Below are 17,351 nucleotides of genomic sequence, written 5' to 3'. Positions count from 1 at the left end.
CTCAGGTCAGTTCGCTTAGGTCGAGCGCGGCAAGCAGCGCGGCGCGCGCGCTGCGCACATCGGAAGCCAGCGTCGCCGATGCCAGGTCGCCCGGAGCGATAGCTTCGGGCCAGTGGCTCGCCACCACCTTGGCGATTTGGTCGAGTTTCGCATCGTCGGCGATGAACCGCGGATCGACCGTGGCCGGGTCGGCAACGACGCGCAACCGCAGGCACGCGGGGCCGCCGCCATTCGCCATCGACTGGCGGACATTGACCGGCAGCAGGCGGCGGATCGGCCCGTTGCCCGCGACATGCGCCTCCAGCCAGTTCCACACCGCGGGGGTGGCTTGCGCCTCGGTCGGCAGGACAAGACCCATGCCGCCGCCGTCGGGCAGGCTGACGAGCTGGGCGTTGAACAGATAGGATTTGATCGCGTCGGGCAGCGTGACGGCGCTCGCCGGTACTTCGACAATCTCGACCGCGGGAAAAGCGGCGCGGATTTCGGCGTGGGCGGCCTCGCGGTCTTCGAACGCGGTTTCGTGGGTGAACAGCACATGCTCGTTCGCAACGGCGACGACATCGTTGTGAAAGGCGCCGCCTTGGATCGCGGTGTCCGACTGGCGGATGAAAAGGGTGCGGGCGGGGTCGAGCCGGTGATGGCGGGCGATCGCCTTCGACGCGTCGAGATGCTGGCGCGCCGGAAAGCGGCCGCCACTGACGCCATAGACAAAGATTTCGACGCCTTGCCCGTCATGCCCGTTGCACAGCCGCATATGGTTGGCCGCGCCTTCGTCGCCGAATGGGGCCGGGATCGGCGCGTGGACGGCAAAGGCGGGATCGGCAAACGCAAGGCGAAGCTGCGCCAGCGTTCCTGGCCATTCGTGGCTGCGATGCGGCATGGTGACGAGGTTGGCGACCGTCAGATGGCATTTGCCATCGGCGCTATCGGGGGCGGGCGAGACCGTGGCGGCGTTGGCGGCCCACATCGACGACGCCGACCACGCCTGCGCGCGCAAATGCCCCTCTGCATCCGCCAGCGTCGTGCCAAGCGCCGTCAGCCACGGCACATCGGGGCGATCGAGCGGCATGAAGAAGCCTTGAGGCAGGCCAAGCGCCAGATTGTGGCGCATCTTGTCGATACCCTGCAACGCGGCCGCGCGCGGCTGCGACACGTCGCCCGCGTTCGATGCCGACGCGATATTGCCGCGGCTAAGCCCTGCATAATTATGGCTGGGGCCGATGATCCCGTCGAAATTGATTTCGGTAAGCATGGGTGACTTTCGTTTAGTCGGTTGAATCCCAAAGCGTTTGCCCTGAGCTTTTCGAAGGGCCGTTCTTTCTTTGGGCGTCAAACGAAGAACGGTGCTTCGACGAGCTCAGCACAAACGGAGAAGAACTGCGTGCTACCGCTCGATCCAGCTGATGTCATCGCCGACATCGACCCCGAGCAACTTGGCAGCCGTACTATCGAGCGTCGACCCGTCCCCGACCTTGCCGAAACAGCAGCGGAATTCGGCGAGCCGCCCGGTAGCGACCAGCGCGTCATCGCCTCCCTCGGCGATCGCCGACACTTCGGTGTGCTTCGCCCCCGCGACGCTCGCCACTTGATCGGTGCGCGCGGTCATCGTCGGGCCGCCGTCGAAAATGTCGACATAATTTTCGAACGCGAAATTCTCGTTCTCCAGCATCCGCATCGCGGCGCGGCCGCTGGGGTGCGGGACGCCGATGACGCTGCGCGCATGCTCGCTGAGCATCGCGATATAGACCGGATGCTTGGGCATCAGGTCGGCGATGAACTGGTTGCCGTGGACCGCGTTGAACTGGTCGGCCTCCTGAAAGCTCATGCCAAAGAATTTGCCCGCGACCCCGTCCCAGAAGGGCGAGCCGCCCGCCTCGTCGATCACCCCGCGTAGCTCGGCGAGGATGCGATCGACAAAGCGCGCGCGGTGGCGGGCGATGAACAGATAGCGCGAGCGGGCGAGCAGCAACCCCAGCCCCCCGGCGCGCGCCGCGGGATGAAGAAACAACCCCCCGACCTCGCTCGACCCGTTGAGGTCGTTGCTGAGCATCAGGATCTGCGCGTGAAAGGTGCGGCCGAGCTGCTCGCTGTGCTTGCTGTCGGTGCCGATGCGATAGGAGTAAAAGGGCCAGCGTTGGCCGACCTGTCCGAATATCTGGCACGTGCCACGCACTTCGCCGCTATCGAGGTCTTCGAGCACGAGCAGGTACAACTCGTCCGACGGATATTCCTTGTCGCTCGCGAACGAGGCTTCGGTGCGTTCGAGCTTCGCGCGCAGCGCCTTTTTGTCGGGGGGCAGGTTGGTGAAGCCGCCGCCGGTCAGCTTTGCCATCTCGTAAATGCTCTGCAAATCGCCCGGCTTGGCTGCCCGGATCACGTAATTCACACTGTCCCCCGTTCCGCTATGCGTATAATGGTGAGCGCCGACAGCTGCGCGCGTTCGGCGAGGCTATCGACGATCAGAAATTCGTCCGATGAATGAATCGCGCCGCCGCGCGGTCCCATCGTGTCGACGACCGGGATCCCGCACGCCGCGATATTGTTGCCGTCGCAGACGCCGCCGGTGGCGTTCCAGCGGATCGGCGGCAGACCGAGCGCGGCGCCACAGTCGCGGACCAGCTCGAACAGGCGCGTTGCCGCGGCGTCGAGCGGTTTGGGCGGGCGATTGAAACTGCCGTGAAGGTGGCAGTGGACGTCATGGTCGCGCTGGATGTTGGCGATGGTGTCACGCAGCGCGGTTTCGGCGGCAATCATCGCTTCGGGGGTCGAAGGGCGGAGGTTGACGCGCAGGATGGCTTGGTCGGGGACGACATTGTTCGGGCCACCGCCGTCGATGCGGGCCGGATTGATCTTCAATTCCAGGGACTTGAGTGCATTCAGGCGCACCGCGAGATCGGCTGCGGCGACTAGGGCGTTGCGGCCTTCTTCGGGGTTGCGTCCGGCGTGCGCCGCCAGACCATGGACGGTCACCGAAAAATTGCCGCTTCCCGGCCTTGCCCCCGCCAGCGTGCCGTCGGGCAGCGCGGGTTCGTAGGTCAAAGCCGCGGTTTTCCCGGCGGCAAGTTCGGCGATCAGTCGCGCCGAGGCGTGGCTGCCGGTTTCCTCGTCGCTGTTGATCATCACGTCATAGCCGACGCGTGTCGCGAACGGCGAGGCTTCGAGCGCGGTCAGTGCGGCGAGGATCACCGAAATGCCCGCTTTCATGTCGGCGGTACCGGGGCCGTTGAGGACGCCGGGTTCGAGCCATTTGAGCGTCTGGAACGGATGATCGGCGGCGAACACCGTGTCCATATGGCCGGTGAGCAACAGCTGGACCGGCGCGTCGGGACGGACGCGGAGGTGGAGGTGGTCGCCGCGCTGGATCGTGCTGACCCGGCCCGCGGCGTCGACGCTTTCGACCGGATCGGCGGCGACGAGCCGCACGTCGCCGGGCAGTGCGGCAAAGCTGTCGGCGAGCTGCCCCGCGACATTTTTCAGCCCCGGCAAGTTGCCGGTGCCGCTGTTGATCGCGGCCCAGCGTTCGACCTGCGCCAGCATCGGCGCATCGGCGGCGCGTTCGAGCGTGGCGGTTTCGGTGGCCGTAAGCGAGGTCATCGCACGGCTATAGCGAGCGGCGCGGCGCTTGCCACCCCCGCCGGGGCGGAATCATCGACCGACCATCACCCGCGGTTATGGCGGAGCGATCAGACCGCGAGGAGCAAAGTGTCGTCGCTTTGCGGCGGCGCGGCTTCGAATGTGGGCAGGGGTTCGAAACTGGCGTCGATCAGCGCCGGTTCGACCAGCCCGTCCAGCTTGAAATGCCCGAGCCGCCGTTCGTCGTCGGAGCGCCAGCTTTTGTCGAGGTTGAGCGCACTGACGAACAGGTCGCCGCGGCGTTCGAACATCTGGTGCGGCGCAAGCTTCATCTGCTGGCCGTTATACTGCGCCGTAACGACGCGCTTGCGCGCGATCGCTTCCATCAGGGTCAACCGGGTTTCGTTCATGAGCTCACCTGGGGGAGGAGGGGAGAAATTCCGTTGTGCATTGCAACATAATGCACATGCGAACGCCCCCGGCAAGTGTCGAATCGAAACCGATCGACTGAAATCCTATGCGTGAAATTGCTGCCATTGCCATTGCGGGACAATCGCGGCATAGGGCGTCGGCCCTTTCCTCCCCGGATTCCATGGCGCCATCGCGCTGATCAAAGGGTGCTTGAATGACTGATTTCCTCGACCGCAGCGGTTTGTCCGTCGATTGGCGTTTGGCCGATTTCATCGAGGCGCGTGCGCTGCCCGGCACTGGGCTCGACGCGGGCAAATTCTGGGCCGATTTTGCGGCGTTGCTGGGCAAATTTGCGCCCGAGAATGCGGCGCTGCTGGCGAAGCGGGAGGATTTGCAGGCCCAGATCGATGCCTGGCATGAGGCACGGGCCGGGCAGGCGCATGATGCCGCCGCCTATCAGGCATTCCTCCGCGAAATCGGCTATCTCGTCCCCGAACCGGCGCCCTTTGCCGTGGGCACGCAGAATGTCGATCCCGAAATCGCGACGATGGCGGGGCCGCAGCTGGTCGTGCCCGCACTCAACGCGCGCTTTGCCCTCAATGCCGCCAATGCGCGATGGGGCAGCCTGTATGATGCGCTTTATGGCACCGACGCGCTCGACGCGCCGCCCGCCAAGCCTGGCGGCTATGACGCGGACCGCGGCGCGGCGGTGATCGCGCGTGCCAAGGCGTTCCTCGACGAAGCCGTGCCGTTGGCATCGGGAAGCTGGGCTGATTGGCAGGGCGGACAATTGATGCTGGCCGATCCGGCGCAATGGGTCGGCAGCAAGCCCGGCGGAATCCTGCTCCGCCACCATGGCCTGCACATCGAACTGGTGATCGATTCGGCGAGCGCGATCGGCAAGACCGATCCGGCGGGGATCGCCGACGTCGTGCTCGAAGCGGCGCTGACGACGATCATCGACCTGGAGGACAGCGTCGCGGCGGTCGATGGCGAGGACAAGGTGCTCGGCTATACCAACTGGCTCGGCCTGATGCGCGGTGATTTGACCGAAAGCTTTGCCAAGGGTGGGGCGACGGTGACGCGTGCGATGGCGGTCGACCGCGAATGGACCTCGCCGTCTGGCGATCCCTTTGTTTTGCACGGCCGTAGCGTGATGTTCGTTCGCAACGTCGGGCATCTGATGACGACGCCGATGATCAAGCTGCCCGGGGGCAATGAGGCGCCCGAGGGGCTGTGCGATGCCGTCATCACCGCGCTGTGCGCGCTCCACGACCTCAAAGGCCTTGGCACCCTCACCAACAGCCGCGCGGGCAGCATCTATATCGTCAAGCCCAAGCAGCATGGGCCGGAAGAATGCGGTTTCACCGACCGTTTGTTCGATGCGGTCGAGGATATGCTCGGGTTGTCGCGCCACACGATGAAGGTCGGGGTGATGGACGAGGAGCGCCGCACCAGCGCGAATCTCGCCGCGTGCATCCACGCGGTGAAGGACCGCATCGTATTCATCAACACCGGCTTCCTCGACCGCACCGGCGACGAGATCCACACGTCGATGCGCGCGGGGCCGATGATCCCAAAGGGCGAGATGAAGGCGAGCGACTGGATCGCGTCCTATGAAGACCGCAACGTTCGTATCGGTCTCGCCTGCGGGCTGTCGGGCAAGGCGCAGATCGGCAAGGGCATGTGGGCGATGCCCGACCTGATGCGCGCGATGCTGGAGGCGAAGATCGGCCACCCCAAGTCAGGCGCGAACACCGCATGGGTGCCGTCGCCGACCGCGGCGACGCTGCACGCGCTGCATTATCATCAGGTCGATGTGTTCGCGCGGCAGCGAGAGATCGCGGGCGAGGCGGTGCCGTCGCTCGACCGGTTGCTCAATATCCCGGTCGCCACCGGGCGCAACTGGAGCGAGGCCGAAATCACCCGCGAGCTCGACAATAATTGCCAGGGCATTTTGGGCTATGTCGTGCGCTGGATCGACCAAGGCGTCGGCTGTTCGAAGGTGCCCGACATCGACGACGTCGGCCTGATGGAAGACCGCGCGACGCTGCGGATCGCGTCGCAGGCGCTGGCGAACTGGTTGCTGCACGGCGTATGTTCGGCGGAACAGGTCGATGCGGCGCTGGCGCGGATGGCGGCGAAGGTTGATGCGCAGAACGCGGGTGATCCGCTGTACGAGAAGCTGACCCCCGACGGGATTGCCTACCAGGCGGCGCGGGCGTTGATCTTTGACGGCGTGACCCAGCCATCGGGTTATACCGAGCCGTTGCTGCACAAGTTCCGGCAGGCGAAGAAGGCGGTTTGAGCCAGGTCGCGGTAGTTCATCCTCCCTGTGGCGAAGCCATGGGGAGGTGGCAGCGCGAAGCGCTGACGGAGGGGCTATGGCGCATCCGTCGCAAAGCCCCTCCACCATCCGCTTCGCGGACGGTTCCCCTCCCCATGGCTGCGCCACAGGGAGGATTTTCGCCTCCTCGTCATCCCGGACTTGATCCGGGATCCATAACTGCGCCGTCGTCGTGGATCCCGGATCAAGTCCGGGATGACGAAGCTGAGAGATGGCTGCTCCCACCCCAACACCGACGCTTCCATACAATACGCCTTGCCCTGACCCGCTATAACGCGCCATCTTTGACGCGGGGATTGCAGGGGGCAGGGCGATGACGGCACCGTTTAATTTCGGGCAGCTCAAATTTCTGAAGGCGCTGACCGAGGCGCTGTTTCATGGCGCGACCATGGCGATCACCGCCGATCAGGTCGTCGACAATATCTGTGAATTATTCGCCAAGGTGGGCGGGACGAAGCTTGATGAAATTCGCCTGTCGCTGACCGCGACCGAGGTCGTGCTGGGCGGGCCGTTTTTTACCGAGGACGATGTCGCGGGACGCGCCGCCAAGCTGAAGAGCCGCCTCCAGAACAGCCAGATCGACCTGTTTCAGGACATGGCGCGGCTGCGCGGCATTGTTTATGCCTGCTATTATGGCCATTGGCAGCCGGGGCTGTTGCCGGGCGATCAGGACGCCAATATCGCCAATCCGGTGCATCGCCAGATCGGGTTCACGCTGCCCAAACACCGGGTGCGCGGGGCGGGCGAGACGCCGATCACGCCCGTTACGGGGCGCGAGATCGATCCCGCGCATATTCTGAACGCCGCCACGCTGGGCCACGAATATGATGTCGTCGTGATCGGGTCGGGCGCGGGCGGGGCGGTCGCGGCGCATAATATCGCGGCGCAGGGCTATACGGTGCTGATCGTCGAGGCGGGGCCGTTTTTCCCGTCGCACAAGATCCACCATCACGAACTCGACATGATCGCGAGCCTGTACAAGCATGGCGCGTTGCAGACGTCGACCAATCGCGATTTCGTGGTGTTTCAGGGGCGCTGCGTCGGCGGTTCATCGACGATCAACAACGGCATCTGCCTGCGCGTCAACGAGGCGGGGCGCACGCACCCCGACGCGCAGGATGTGCTGGCGAAATGGGCACGCATCGGGGCGCCGATCGATGCCGCGGCGTTTCATACAAGCTATGACGCGGTGCAGGCGAAGCTGGGCATCGCGAAAATCGAACCGCGCAGCGGGCGGCACAACGGGCCGCATCTGATCGAGGGGTGGAAGGCTTATGCCGCGGCGTCGGGCAAGCCGCGCGATGCGCGGGCGATCACCGACTGGTTCACCAAGAATTTCGGGCCGCCGAATACACCCAATGCCTGTGCCTATTGCGGTTACTGCAATTCGGGCTGTCCCTATGGCCGCCGCATGGGGGTGGCGCAGACCTATCTGCCCGCGGCGTGCCGCGACTATGGCGCGCGCATCCTGCCCGATACCAAGGCCGAGCGGATCGTGTGGCAAACTGCCTATGACGGGCGGCGCGAGGCGGAGGCGGTGGTGCTGGTGCTGCCCGGCGATGTGCGCGCGATGGTGCGGGCGCGGGTCGGGGTGGTGGTCGCGGGGGGCACGATCGCGTCGTCGAAGCTGCTCGACCGCAGCGACATCGACGGCACCGGTTATCAGGTGTCGCTCAACGTCGCTTCGCCGGTGGTCGCGCTGATGCCCGACGGGGTCGGCGGCAATGCGTGGGACGAAGACCAGATGTCGAGCTATGTCGATGTCGGCGACTATCTGCTCGAAAGCCATTTCCAGCCGCCGATGTCGATGGCGTCGCTGATGCCCGGCTGGTTCGCCGACCATGCGAACCGGATGAAGAATTTCGGGCGCGTGCATTCGGCGGGCATCCTGTTTCCGGCCGACCGGCGCGGGCGGGTGGTGAACGACAAATTGCAGTTCCAGCTCGACGCGACCGACGATTTGCCGGTGCTGCGCGACGCGATGGCGACGCTGACCAAGGTGCATTTCGCGGCGGGGGCGATCGAATGTTATCCGGCGCTGGCGCGGGGGCAGGTGGTGACGCCCGATATGGACGTCGATGCGTTTTTTGTCGGTGCGATCCGCGAACAGGATGATGTGACGCTGTCGAGCAGCCATCCGCATGGCGGCAATGCGATCAACGAAGACCCGGCACACGGTATCGTCGATCTCGACTGTCGGGTGCACGGGACGACCAATGTGCTGGTCACCGACGCGAGTGTCTTCCCCAGCTGCATTCGGGTGAACGCGCAATGGACCACGATGGCGATGGCGCATTATGCGACGGGGCGGGGGGATCCGTTTGGGTAAAACTAATCGCAGTGCTACCGCGGCTAGAAATAAAATTCGCGCAGAGGCGCAGAGAGCGCAGAGGCGATACGCCAATTCGCCAGCATCGTGAAAGTGGCGCAGATTTCACAGAACAAGCGACATAGCCGCTATTTCCTCTCTCTGCATTCTCTGCGCCTCTGCGCGAATCTTTAAAAGCGCTGCACGAGCGGCTATGCCGCGCGCCATGACCTACACCGTTGCCGCTCTCTATCGTTTCGCGCCATTCGACGATCCTGCCGCGCTGCGCCAGCCGCTGATCGACCTGTGCGCAGTGCAGGGGATTAAGGGGACGCTGCTGCTGGCGCGCGAGGGGATCAACGGCACGATTGCGGGGAGCAGCGACGGCGTGGCAGCGGTGATCGCGCATGTCCGCGCGCTGCCCGGTTGCGCCGACCTCGATGTCAAATATTCGACAGCATCAACGATGCCGTTTCAGCGGCTGAAGGTGCGGCTGAAGAAGGAAATCGTCACGCTCAAGGTGCCGGGGCTCGATCCCGCGCGCGATGCGGCGCCTTATGTCGATCCGGCCGACTGGAACGCGCTGGTCGATGATCCCGACACCGTACTGATCGACACGCGCAACGGGTTCGAGGTCGGTTGCGGAAGTTTCGCGGGCGCGGTCGATCCGGCGACGAAAAGCTTTGGCGAGTTCCCCGACTGGTGGCGCGCCAATGCCGAGCGTTTTGCGGGCAAGCGGGTGGCGATGTTCTGTACCGGCGGCATCCGCTGCGAAAAATCGACCGCGTTTCTGCGCCATGAAGGCGTCGAAGATGTCGTGCATCTGAAGGGCGGCATATTGGCGTATCTGGAGCAGGTGCCGACGGAGGAGAGCCGCTGGCACGGCAGCTGTTTCGTCTTCGACGAGCGCGTGAGCGTGGGGCATGGGCTGGTCGAGGTGGGCGAGAAGGCTTGACGAGTCAGGCGTTTAGCCGCGCCGCGCCATATTCGTACCAGCCGAACGGGCGCGGGGTTTTGGGAATATAGGCTGCGGCCTGCCGGTCGACGGCAAAGCCTGCCTGTTCGTAGGCGCCGGAAATCGGGCGCGTCAGGTGGCAATTGCCGCCGATGCGTTTCCACACCGGCTCGATCCGTCGCTGCCATTTCGCCACGCTTGCGTCGGGCGCCGCACCATGTTCGAGGAACAGCGCGGTGCCGCCGGGCTTGAGCACGCGGCGGATTTCGGCGAGCACGGCGGCCTGATCGGCGACCGAGCAGAGGGTGAAGGTGGTGACGACGGTGTCGAATCGGTCGCTGGCGAACGGCATCGCCTCGCCGACGCCGCCCTGAATATCCGCCGCCATTCCGCGCGCCTGCGCCGCGGCGCGGCTCATCGCCAGCAATTCGGGCGAGGGATCGAGCCCGGTGAATCTGGTCACGCGCGCGGGATCATAAAATTCCATGTTGATGCCGCCGCCGCAGCCGAGCTCAAGGACGTCGCCGCTGGCGTTGGGCACGACCTTGCTGCGCACTTTCATGATCTGCCCCTGCGAACAGGCGCATTTGATCAGCCGCGGCACCCCATGACGTTCCCACCAGCTTGCCATTTATCGCTCTCCCCCAGCGCCCCGTGCCGTTCGCCCGGCGACGATGGCAAGGACATTGTCCTGAATGTCACCCAATATGCGCTCGCCCCACCATCCCGCATAGGTGTTGAACGGGGTGGCAAGGTGATAGCGCGTCCATAGCCGGATTTTCGTGCGCCCGTCGGCCAGCGGTATCAGGCGATAGCCGCCGGTGTCGATCCACAGATGGCGGCCATGCGGTTCGATATGCCGATCGGTGCGTTCGTGGATCGACGGATCAGGAAACGCAAAGCGCCATTGCAGCAGCCGGTTTTCCTGCCAGTCGGTGACGATTTCCTGAAACCGGATGCCGTCCTGCCAATAGGCGTCGCGGACCGCGCCGCGACCCTCGCCCGACACGCGCGCCGCCAGCGGCCGCGGCAGGCGGAGCAGATCCTGGCTGGCGTTCCAGCGGCCTTCATCGGGCGCAATCGCCGGAATGGCGAGCAGGCGCGGCCACACCACCGACGGCGGCGCATCGACGATGATTTCGCGAACCACGGTGCGCGTCTCGCGCGGCGGCGCGACCTGCTGATCGACCAGCAAAGCGAGGAAGGGGATCAACAGCAGGGCATGGGCCCGGAAGGTCGCCGGATCGACGCGCTTGCGCGAGCGGCGATACAGGTAAACCGGCCACAAGCCGATATAGCCAAAGGCAATCCACACGGGCAGGGCCATCACCAGACAAACGACGCCTTCGCGAAGGAATACGGCGCCAATGAGCGTGGCGGCAAAGGCCAGCCACAGCGGAATGGCGAGAAAGGTACCGCGCGACCAGTCGCGGCCCATGCTGCCGACCCAGGCGATGAAGGCGGTCAGCGCCGCGGGCAGCACGACAATCAGCGCATAGCCGATCGTCGCGCCCGATCCCGCCGCGGCGAGGAAATAGACCCCGAGGGCCGCGGCAAGGGCAACGATGAGGGCTGTGACCAGCTTCCAGTTATCGCGGCGCCGCGGCGCGGGGGCCGTTTCGGCCGGTGGATGGTTCGTCGTCACGCGGGCTCCCTCTTGGCGTGCAGCCTGTCCCTTGCTAGCGCGGTTGGCAACACCCATCTGTGCGTGTCCGCACAGGATCAGAAAGACCGTCATGCCCAGCGTTCACCACACCAAGATGCTCATCCTCGGCTCCGGCCCCGCGGGCCTGTCGGCCGCGATCTATGCGGCGCGCGCGGGGATGCAGCCGATCGTCGTGCAGGGGCTGCAACCCGGCGGTCAGCTGACGATCACCACCGACGTCGAAAATTACCCCGGCTTTGCGGAGGTGGTGCAGGGGCCGTGGCTGATGGAGCAGATGATGGCGCAGGCGACGCATGTCGGCACGTCGATGATCTGGGACACGATCGTTGACGTCGACCTGTCGCAGCGCCCGTTCAAGATCACCGGTGATGGTGGCGACGTCTATATGGCTGAAACGCTGGTGATCGCGACGGGTGCGCAAGCGAAATGGCTGGGCGTACCGGGCGAGCAGGAGCTGGGCGGCAAGGGCGTGTCGGCGTGCGCGACGTGCGACGGGTTCTTCTATCGCGGGAAGAAGGTCGTGGTGATCGGCGGCGGCAACACCGCCGTCGAGGAAGCGCTGTACCTGACCAACCACAGCGACGACGTGACGCTGATCCACCGCCGCGACCATCTGCGCGCCGAAAAGATTTTGCAGGACCGGTTGCACGCCAACCCCAAGATCAAGGTTTTGTGGAACAAGAAGGTCGAGCGGTTTGTCGCGGGCGAGGGCGTGTCGGGGCTGGTCGGGGTCGATCTGATCGACACTGTGACCGGCGAGGCGAGCCATGAGCCGACCGATGGCGGCTTCGTCGCGATCGGCCACAGCCCGTCGACCGAACTGTTCAAGGGCAAGCTACCTTTGGATAGCGACGGGTATCTGGAGGTCACGCCGGGGACGTCGTTGACGTCGATCCCGGGGGTGTTCGCGGCGGGCGATGTGACCGACAAGGTCTATCGTCAGGCGGTCACCGCGGCGGGCATGGGCTGCATGGCGGCGCTGGATGCTGAGCGGTTCTTGGCTGAAGCGGAGTATAAGGCGTTGGTGGAGGCGTGATCGTCGCGCCAATCACGGAAATCGCCGCCGCCGAACCCTTTGCATCCGTTCCCGGCTGATCGTCATACGCAGAGCCTAGCTCGCCCTATTCGCTTCGGCCTTTATTCACCCCATCCACGAACGTCATGACCACCGAAGATCATATGGCGGATGGCAGGCGACGTCAGACCGGCTGTGAAGTTGGACGCAGGAGCGCTTGCTTCGTTCAGCTGTGCCATATGCCCGTCATCGAGCTGGAGCGCAGCAGCAGCGAGATTGCCTTGCAGTTGCTCGACCGTCCGCGCGCCGATCAGAGTTGAGGATATTCCGGGCCGGGCCATGGCCCAAGCGAGCGCCACCTGAGCAGGGCTGGCGTCGACCTCTGTCGCGATAGCCTTCACGACGTCGAGCACGTCCCAGTTACGGTTCACAAACTTACTGTCGCCAAACGGGTTGACGCCGCTCAGCCGACCCGTGCCGGCGGTGTCGCCGCGCCGGTACTTACCAGACAGAAAGCCGCCGGCCAGCGGGCTCCATGGCTGAACGCCCATACCCGCGTCACGCGCTGCCGGGATGTGCTCGACCTCCACGTCGCGCGCCACCAGCGAATATTCGACTTGGATCGCGATCGGCCCGGGAACGCCGCGCTCGGTGGCAATTGTTGCCGCCTTGATCGCTAGCCATGCCGGCATGTCGGACAGCCCGTAGTATCGGATCTTGCCGGCGCGCACGAGGCTGCCCAGTGTCTCCACCAGCTCCTCCGCCGGTGTCACGCCATCCCAGATATGCATCCAGTACAGGTCCACATAATCGGTGCCGAGCCGCCGCAGCGATGCGTCGATCGCGCGATGGATATTCTTTGCGCCTGCTCCCCCGGCATTAGGGTTGCCGCCGCCGGCCTGCTTGGCAGCCAGGGGGTTGGCCGAGCCGTTGAATCCGAATTTGGTTGCCAGCACCACCTCGTCGCGCGAGCCGGTTTCCTTGATGAAGCGCCCGACAAGCTCCTCGCTGCCACCGCCCGAATAGATATCGGAAGTATCGACAAAGTTCCCGCCTGCTTCACGATATGCGTCGAAGATCTTGCGGGCCATTTCGTCGTCGGCGTTCCACGCGCCTGGCCCGAACGTCATCGTACCGAGCGCCAGCGGACTGACGACAAGGCCCGAGCGGCCGAGCGTCCGAAGATCTGCGAGGGTCATTGCATTTTCTTTCATAGCGATCGATATGGATTGTGTCGCAGGTATGCGTAGCCCCGTCAAACATTATCGGAATGATCACTATGAAAACCGTGTCAACCTCAGCTGCTCCGGCTCGCCGACGTATTGGCCGGCCGCTGTCGTTCGATCGCGATCAGGCGTTGGAGGCGGCGATGCATGTCTTCTGGCGCAACGGTTATGAAACCAGTTCGATCGCCGATCTGACGGCTGCAATGGGCATTACCCCCCCCAGCCTCTACACAGCTTTTGGAGACAAGAAGCAGTTATTCTTAGAGGCCGTCGACCGCTATGCTGGAGATATCTCTGCACTTTCCAGCGTCTTCGCCGATGCTGCAACAGCACGCGACGCTGCCCGCAACCTGCTTCACGCGACGGCGGTCGCCTTTACGGGCGAGACGACGCCGCGGGGGTGCTTGCTGGCCAGCGCGACGGCAAGTGGATCAGCAGCAAGCAAGGATGTCCAGGAGAAGGTCGCCATAATTCGAGAGAAAGTCGCCGCGACATTGCGCGAACGCATCGACAGAGATGTCTCTTCGGGGCTCCTGCCGGAGCACACCGATGCGACAGCGCTGGCATGGATGGTCGTTGCGCTGATCCAGGGCATGTCTACGCTTGCCCGCGACGGCGTTGTTCGCGCCGACCTTATTGCAATGACAAATGCCGCACTCGAAGGTTGGCCGACATGAAGCATATTCCTCTCTCCCCTTGAGGGAGAGATACGAAGGCTTGGCAGCTTGCTGCCTAGCCGCAGTTGAGAGGGATTCTACGCCTGCGCGCGTCCCACCCCCTCACCAAGCTTCGCTAGCTCCTGACGGAGCAAGCTGCGCTATCCTTTCCCTCAAGGGGAGAGGAGTTCATGTCCGCTGACCACGCAAAAGCCGCAGACTGTCGTTGGGCCATCATTGTGGTCGCGTAAGCAATTCCAGAACGCGCGCCGTCAGCCATTCCCCGTCATCGCCCGCAAAGCTGTGCGACGTGCTGTCCAGTCGTTCGACCGGCACCGCGCCGGGATCGCAATTTTCTACAAACGCCTGCGCCGTCCGGTCACCCGTCGCGAGCAGGATCGTTGCCGGGCAGGGCAGGCTGGCCAGCGCGGCATTGAGGCGAGCGGGCAGGCTGTCGGGGGCGGTGGGCGCGGTGCGGCGCCTTAGTGCGGACAGACCGCGCGCCAGCTTTTTGACGTCGATCTCGCCCTTGAGCAGCCGGAGCAGGCTTTTGGGGTCGGTCAGCCGCGCCAGGTAGCGTGCACGGATCGCCGCCGCAGGGGGAAGGGGGGGGGCGTCGGTTTCGCCGCTGTCGTCGCTTTCGTAGGTCCATGGATTGGCGAGGATCAGCCCGTCGAGGGCAAGCGGCTGGTGGAGCAGCAGCGCGCTGGCGGCGTCGCAATTGCCGAAAGCGACGATGCGGGTGAGCTGCGTCGCGGCGTCGCGAAAGGCGGCGATTGCGGCGGCGATGTCGGGGGCGCTGCTGGTGTAGCCGGTATTTTCGCCCTCGCTATCGCCGATGCCGCGGCGGTCGAAGCGGAACACGGGGTGACCGGCTGCGGCGATGCGCTGCGCCAGCGTCGCCATGCCGCGATGCGCGCCGCTGCGGATTTCATTGCCGCCCGACACGATGAGCAGGCCGGTGGTGCCGGGCGCTTCGTCGCGCGTTGCGGCCAGCATGGCGCCTTCGCAAGGGAAGGTCAGCTGATGCCGCATGTCGTGCTCCATGCGGTGATGTCGGCGGCGATTGCCTTGGCCATGGCGGCGTACTCGCCGGGTTCGGCGCGCAGCCATAGCGGGGTGCCGACGATGGCGTCGGCGCCGCTGCCGAGGGTGACGGTGCGGAGCGGGGCGACGGGTTGGATTTCGGCGCTACCGAGCTGCGCGATCATGACGGGGGAGAGCTTGTTGCCCGCGAGGAGCAGCGGTGCGGTGGCGGCTTCGGTTTGCAGGCTATCGAGCGACGAGGTCACGCCGCTTTCGCGGTCGGCTGCGACGCGGGCGCGCATCAGGGTGCGGAGGAGGGCGGCGCCGCCCGCGGGAGCGAGGCGCCACCAAGCGGCGGCCTTTGCATGGTGGTCGATCAGCGCGCCGCCGCGGAGCGAGGCGATGATCAGCGGGCCGTCGATGGTGGCAGCGGCATCGGCGAGCGCGTTTTGCCAGCTGGCGAGATCGGCTTGTTCGAGCGGGACGAGGCTTTCGTTCTGGCCGGGGAGGTCGGGGAGCAATGTGGCGAAACCGTCGGCCGCCAGCGTGCGCATCGCGAGGACGAGGGTCCGGCGGGTGCGGTTGGCTTCGTCGAATAACGGCGGGACGAACAGGATCGTGGCGCGCGGGGTGCCGGTGGGGGTGATGCGGAGGATATGTTCGGGAGTGGGCATGGCAGGGTTGCTCAGCAACGCGCACTATTTCCCGTTTGTCCTGAGCTTGTCGAAGGACCGTCCTTTTGCCTTTCGACGTATGAAAGAACAGGACGGCCCTTCGACAAGCTCAGGGCGAACGGGGAAGAGGCGTAGGCCATGCGGTCAATCCGTCACCTTGCGCAGCGAAAACGCCAGCAAATTGCCGTAGGTTTCAAAGATCTCGCCGTCGATCTCGTCATCGTCGATGAGGATGCCCAGACGATCCTCCATCTCGGTCAGCACCGTCGCGACCGCCATCGAGTCGAATTCGGGGAGCGCGCCGAACAGGCCGCTGTCGGCGGTCAGCGCCGCGGCGCGGTCTTCGCCAAGGCCGAGGACGTCGGCGAGCAGGGCGCGGAGGGTGGCGTCGACGGTATCGGGTTCGGTCAATTTTCTTTCCTCAGCAGGGAGCGGGCGAAGGCCTTGAGTGCCGGTCCCCATGCCGCGGGGCGCGACGGATTGAAAGCCTCGATCCGCCACAGCGGGTCGTGGCGGTTCATCCAGTCGCGTTTGTAGCTGTCGTTGCCGGTGCCGAAATCGATGCGCTTCACCTTGTCGATGTCGATGACATGGCGGAACAATGCGGCGGAGAGAAGCGTGCCGGGAGAGGCTTTCAGGCTGTCCTCGACATGCGCGAGCTTGTGGATGAAGGCGGTGCCGTCCTCGACGGTCCAGAACTGCGCGGCGACGGGGATGCCGTCGATGCGGGCGATGCCCATCCGCAAGGTGCCGCGGGCGCCCTCGGCCTCGGCAAAAGCCCGGAGCAATGCGGGGTGGCCTTCGTCGGGTTTCCAGCTCGCGGCATAAATTTGTTCATAGGCGGCCCAACTGCCATCGTCGAATTCGGTGAGCAGCTGGATATCGACGATGCCCTTTTTCGCTTTGCGCTGGACGGTATTGCGCAGCGCGCCGGGGCGGCTGGCCCACCAGGCGTCATGATCCATGTCGCCGAGGTCGAGCCAGTGGCGGTCGCCAGCGGGGGTGGCTTTGACCCACCAGCCCGCGGCGCGGAGCGCGGCAATGAGGTCGTCGGGATCGCTGACGGGGTACAGCGTCAGGTGCGCGGCGGTGCGGCGGAGATTGTGGAACAGCGCGCGCAGGGCGGCGCCGCGGTCGCCGTCGTCGGTGTACAGCGGGCGGATCGCAAAGCTGTACCAGTTGGTGAGGCCTGCCACGTCTCCCGGCGTTTCGGTGCGCAGCGGCAGCCATGCGGTCACGTCGCCCGCGCGGCCGTGCGCGTCGACCCGGCCTTGTCCGGCAAAGCCATAGGCTTCGAGCAGGTCGAACCACGCTGCGCGGTCGAAGGGCGAGGCGAAGCCGCCCGCGCGCGCGGTCGCGGGCAACCGCTCATCATTAGCGTGATGTTCACCGTTCCCTTGCATGGTGTCGCCCTCTATCACTTCACTCCTAACAGCCGATGACCAAAGCCGAAAACCCATCTTCCAGGCCGATCGACCATCTCGCCCTGCGCGG

The 17,351-nt window shown here is 65.1% G+C and carries 16 protein-coding genes; 5 read left to right on the top strand and 11 right to left on the bottom strand.

Annotation, left to right across the window (positions count from 1 at the left end; all coding sequences use genetic code 11):
- Position 1: 1 nt before the first annotated feature.
- The 4 genes from VGN68_RS04130 to VGN68_RS04115 form a co-directional block, all read right to left on the bottom strand.
- Positions 2 to 1,252 carry an N-succinylarginine dihydrolase gene (locus VGN68_RS04130; RefSeq protein WP_327474130.1) on the bottom strand — a complete coding sequence of 417 codons (1,251 nt, stop codon included), beginning with the start codon at positions 1,250 to 1,252 and terminating at the stop codon, positions 2 to 4.
- Positions 1,253 to 1,384: 132 nt separating this feature from the next.
- A complete protein-coding gene (locus VGN68_RS04125) occupies positions 1,385 to 2,386 on the bottom strand; it encodes an arginine N-succinyltransferase (RefSeq protein ID WP_327474128.1) in 1,002 nt (333 codons plus the stop codon).
- Positions 2,383 to 3,594, bottom strand: a complete 1,212-nt coding sequence (locus VGN68_RS04120; RefSeq protein WP_327474126.1) for a hydrolase — start codon at positions 3,592 to 3,594, stop codon at positions 2,383 to 2,385. Before VGN68_RS04120 ends, VGN68_RS04125 begins: the two co-directional genes overlap by 4 nt.
- 89 nt (positions 3,595 to 3,683) lie before the next feature.
- The gene (locus VGN68_RS04115) at positions 3,684 to 3,983 is read right to left on the bottom strand and encodes a hypothetical protein (RefSeq protein WP_327474124.1); all 300 of its coding nucleotides are present in this window, start codon (positions 3,981 to 3,983) and stop codon (positions 3,684 to 3,686) included.
- Positions 3,984 to 4,198: 215 nt separating this feature from the next.
- Here VGN68_RS04115 and VGN68_RS04110 point away from each other — a divergent pair, with 215 nt between their 5' ends.
- From VGN68_RS04110 to VGN68_RS04100, 3 genes are all read left to right on the top strand, one after another.
- Positions 4,199 to 6,292 (top strand): malate synthase G, encoded by a 2,094-nt coding sequence (locus VGN68_RS04110; RefSeq protein ID WP_327474122.1) that lies wholly within the window; start codon positions 4,199 to 4,201, stop codon positions 6,290 to 6,292.
- A gap of 352 nt (positions 6,293 to 6,644) precedes the next feature.
- Entirely contained in the window at positions 6,645 to 8,660 is a 2,016-nt protein-coding gene (locus VGN68_RS04105) for a GMC family oxidoreductase N-terminal domain-containing protein (protein ID WP_327474120.1), read from the top strand.
- 205 nt (positions 8,661 to 8,865) lie between these two features.
- Positions 8,866 to 9,594 carry a rhodanese-related sulfurtransferase gene (locus VGN68_RS04100; protein WP_327474118.1) on the top strand — a complete coding sequence of 243 codons (729 nt, stop codon included), beginning with the start codon at positions 8,866 to 8,868 and terminating at the stop codon, positions 9,592 to 9,594.
- A 4-nt stretch (positions 9,595 to 9,598) separates the two neighbouring features.
- Here VGN68_RS04100 and VGN68_RS04095 read toward each other — a convergent pair whose 3' ends face one another.
- On the bottom strand, positions 9,599 to 10,225 hold the full coding sequence (locus VGN68_RS04095) for a class I SAM-dependent methyltransferase (protein ID WP_327474117.1): 627 nt from the start codon (positions 10,223 to 10,225) through the stop codon (positions 9,599 to 9,601).
- Complete coding sequence (locus VGN68_RS04090) at positions 10,226 to 11,239, bottom strand: SRPBCC family protein (RefSeq protein ID WP_327474115.1); 1,014 nt, start codon at positions 11,237 to 11,239, stop codon at positions 10,226 to 10,228.
- Positions 11,240 to 11,330: 91 nt separating this feature from the next.
- Here VGN68_RS04090 and trxB point away from each other — a divergent pair, with 91 nt between their 5' ends.
- Positions 11,331 to 12,296 (top strand): thioredoxin-disulfide reductase, encoded by a 966-nt coding sequence (gene trxB, locus VGN68_RS04085; protein ID WP_327474113.1) that lies wholly within the window; start codon positions 11,331 to 11,333, stop codon positions 12,294 to 12,296.
- Between the two features lie 101 nt (positions 12,297 to 12,397).
- Here the strand turns inward: trxB and VGN68_RS04080 are convergent, their stop codons facing one another.
- Positions 12,398 to 13,474, bottom strand: a complete 1,077-nt coding sequence (locus tag VGN68_RS04080; protein WP_327474111.1) for an aldo/keto reductase — start codon at positions 13,472 to 13,474, stop codon at positions 12,398 to 12,400.
- A gap of 71 nt (positions 13,475 to 13,545) precedes the next feature.
- Between VGN68_RS04080 and VGN68_RS04075 the strand changes: the two genes are divergently transcribed.
- Positions 13,546 to 14,178, top strand: coding sequence for a TetR/AcrR family transcriptional regulator (locus VGN68_RS04075; protein WP_327474109.1), 633 nt, complete (start codon positions 13,546 to 13,548; stop codon positions 14,176 to 14,178).
- Positions 14,179 to 14,391: 213 nt separating this feature from the next.
- On the opposite strand, the gene VGN68_RS04070 is transcribed toward VGN68_RS04075, so the two are convergent.
- The 4 genes from VGN68_RS04070 to VGN68_RS04055 all read right to left on the bottom strand — a co-directional run bounded on the left by VGN68_RS04070 (position 14,392) and on the right by VGN68_RS04055 (position 17,260).
- Positions 14,392 to 15,192 (bottom strand): hydrolase 1, exosortase A system-associated, encoded by an 801-nt coding sequence (locus VGN68_RS04070; RefSeq protein ID WP_327474107.1) that lies wholly within the window; start codon positions 15,190 to 15,192, stop codon positions 14,392 to 14,394.
- Positions 15,177 to 15,857 (bottom strand): hypothetical protein, encoded by a 681-nt coding sequence (locus tag VGN68_RS04065; protein WP_327474105.1) that lies wholly within the window; start codon positions 15,855 to 15,857, stop codon positions 15,177 to 15,179. The genes VGN68_RS04070 and VGN68_RS04065 overlap by 16 nt, the downstream gene beginning before the upstream one ends.
- Before the next feature lie 144 nt (positions 15,858 to 16,001).
- Positions 16,002 to 16,268, bottom strand: coding sequence for an acyl carrier protein (locus VGN68_RS04060; RefSeq protein WP_327474103.1), 267 nt, complete (start codon positions 16,266 to 16,268; stop codon positions 16,002 to 16,004).
- Complete coding sequence (locus VGN68_RS04055) at positions 16,265 to 17,260, bottom strand: GNAT family N-acetyltransferase (protein ID WP_327474101.1); 996 nt, start codon at positions 17,258 to 17,260, stop codon at positions 16,265 to 16,267. Before VGN68_RS04055 ends, VGN68_RS04060 begins: the two co-directional genes overlap by 4 nt.
- Positions 17,261 to 17,351 lie beyond the last annotated feature (91 nt).

Source organism: Sphingopyxis sp., from assembly GCF_035998965.1.
Classification (GTDB): domain Bacteria; phylum Pseudomonadota; class Alphaproteobacteria; order Sphingomonadales; family Sphingomonadaceae; genus Sphingopyxis.
Note: the sequence above shows the minus strand (reverse complement) of the source record. Positions and strands in the feature narration are given on the sequence as shown.

Bases quoted from the DNA above. Each gene is read 5' to 3' on its own strand.
- VGN68_RS04130 (WP_327474130.1), bottom strand. From the start codon at position 1,252: ATGCTTACCGAAATCAATTTCGACGGGATCATCGGCCCCAGCCATAAT.
- VGN68_RS04120 (WP_327474126.1), bottom strand. From the start codon at position 3,594: ATGACCTCGCTTACGGCCACCGAAACCGCCACGCTCGAACGCGCCGCC.
- VGN68_RS04115 (WP_327474124.1), bottom strand. From the start codon at position 3,983: ATGAACGAAACCCGGTTGACCCTGATGGAAGCGATCGCGCGCAAGCGC.
- VGN68_RS04110 (WP_327474122.1), top strand. From the start codon at position 4,199: ATGACTGATTTCCTCGACCGCAGCGGTTTGTCCGTCGATTGGCGTTTG.
- VGN68_RS04105 (WP_327474120.1), top strand. From the start codon at position 6,645: ATGACGGCACCGTTTAATTTCGGGCAGCTCAAATTTCTGAAGGCGCTG.
- VGN68_RS04100 (WP_327474118.1), top strand. From the start codon at position 8,866: ATGACCTACACCGTTGCCGCTCTCTATCGTTTCGCGCCATTCGACGAT.
- VGN68_RS04095 (WP_327474117.1), bottom strand. From the start codon at position 10,225: ATGGCAAGCTGGTGGGAACGTCATGGGGTGCCGCGGCTGATCAAATGC.
- trxB (WP_327474113.1), top strand. From the start codon at position 11,331: ATGCCCAGCGTTCACCACACCAAGATGCTCATCCTCGGCTCCGGCCCC.
- VGN68_RS04080 (WP_327474111.1), bottom strand. From the start codon at position 13,474: ATGACCCTCGCAGATCTTCGGACGCTCGGCCGCTCGGGCCTTGTCGTC.
- VGN68_RS04075 (WP_327474109.1), top strand. From the start codon at position 13,546: ATGATCACTATGAAAACCGTGTCAACCTCAGCTGCTCCGGCTCGCCGA.
- VGN68_RS04070 (WP_327474107.1), bottom strand. From the start codon at position 15,192: ATGCGGCATCAGCTGACCTTCCCTTGCGAAGGCGCCATGCTGGCCGCA.
- VGN68_RS04065 (WP_327474105.1), bottom strand. From the start codon at position 15,857: ATGCCCACTCCCGAACATATCCTCCGCATCACCCCCACCGGCACCCCG.
- VGN68_RS04055 (WP_327474101.1), bottom strand. From the start codon at position 17,260: ATGCAAGGGAACGGTGAACATCACGCTAATGATGAGCGGTTGCCCGCG.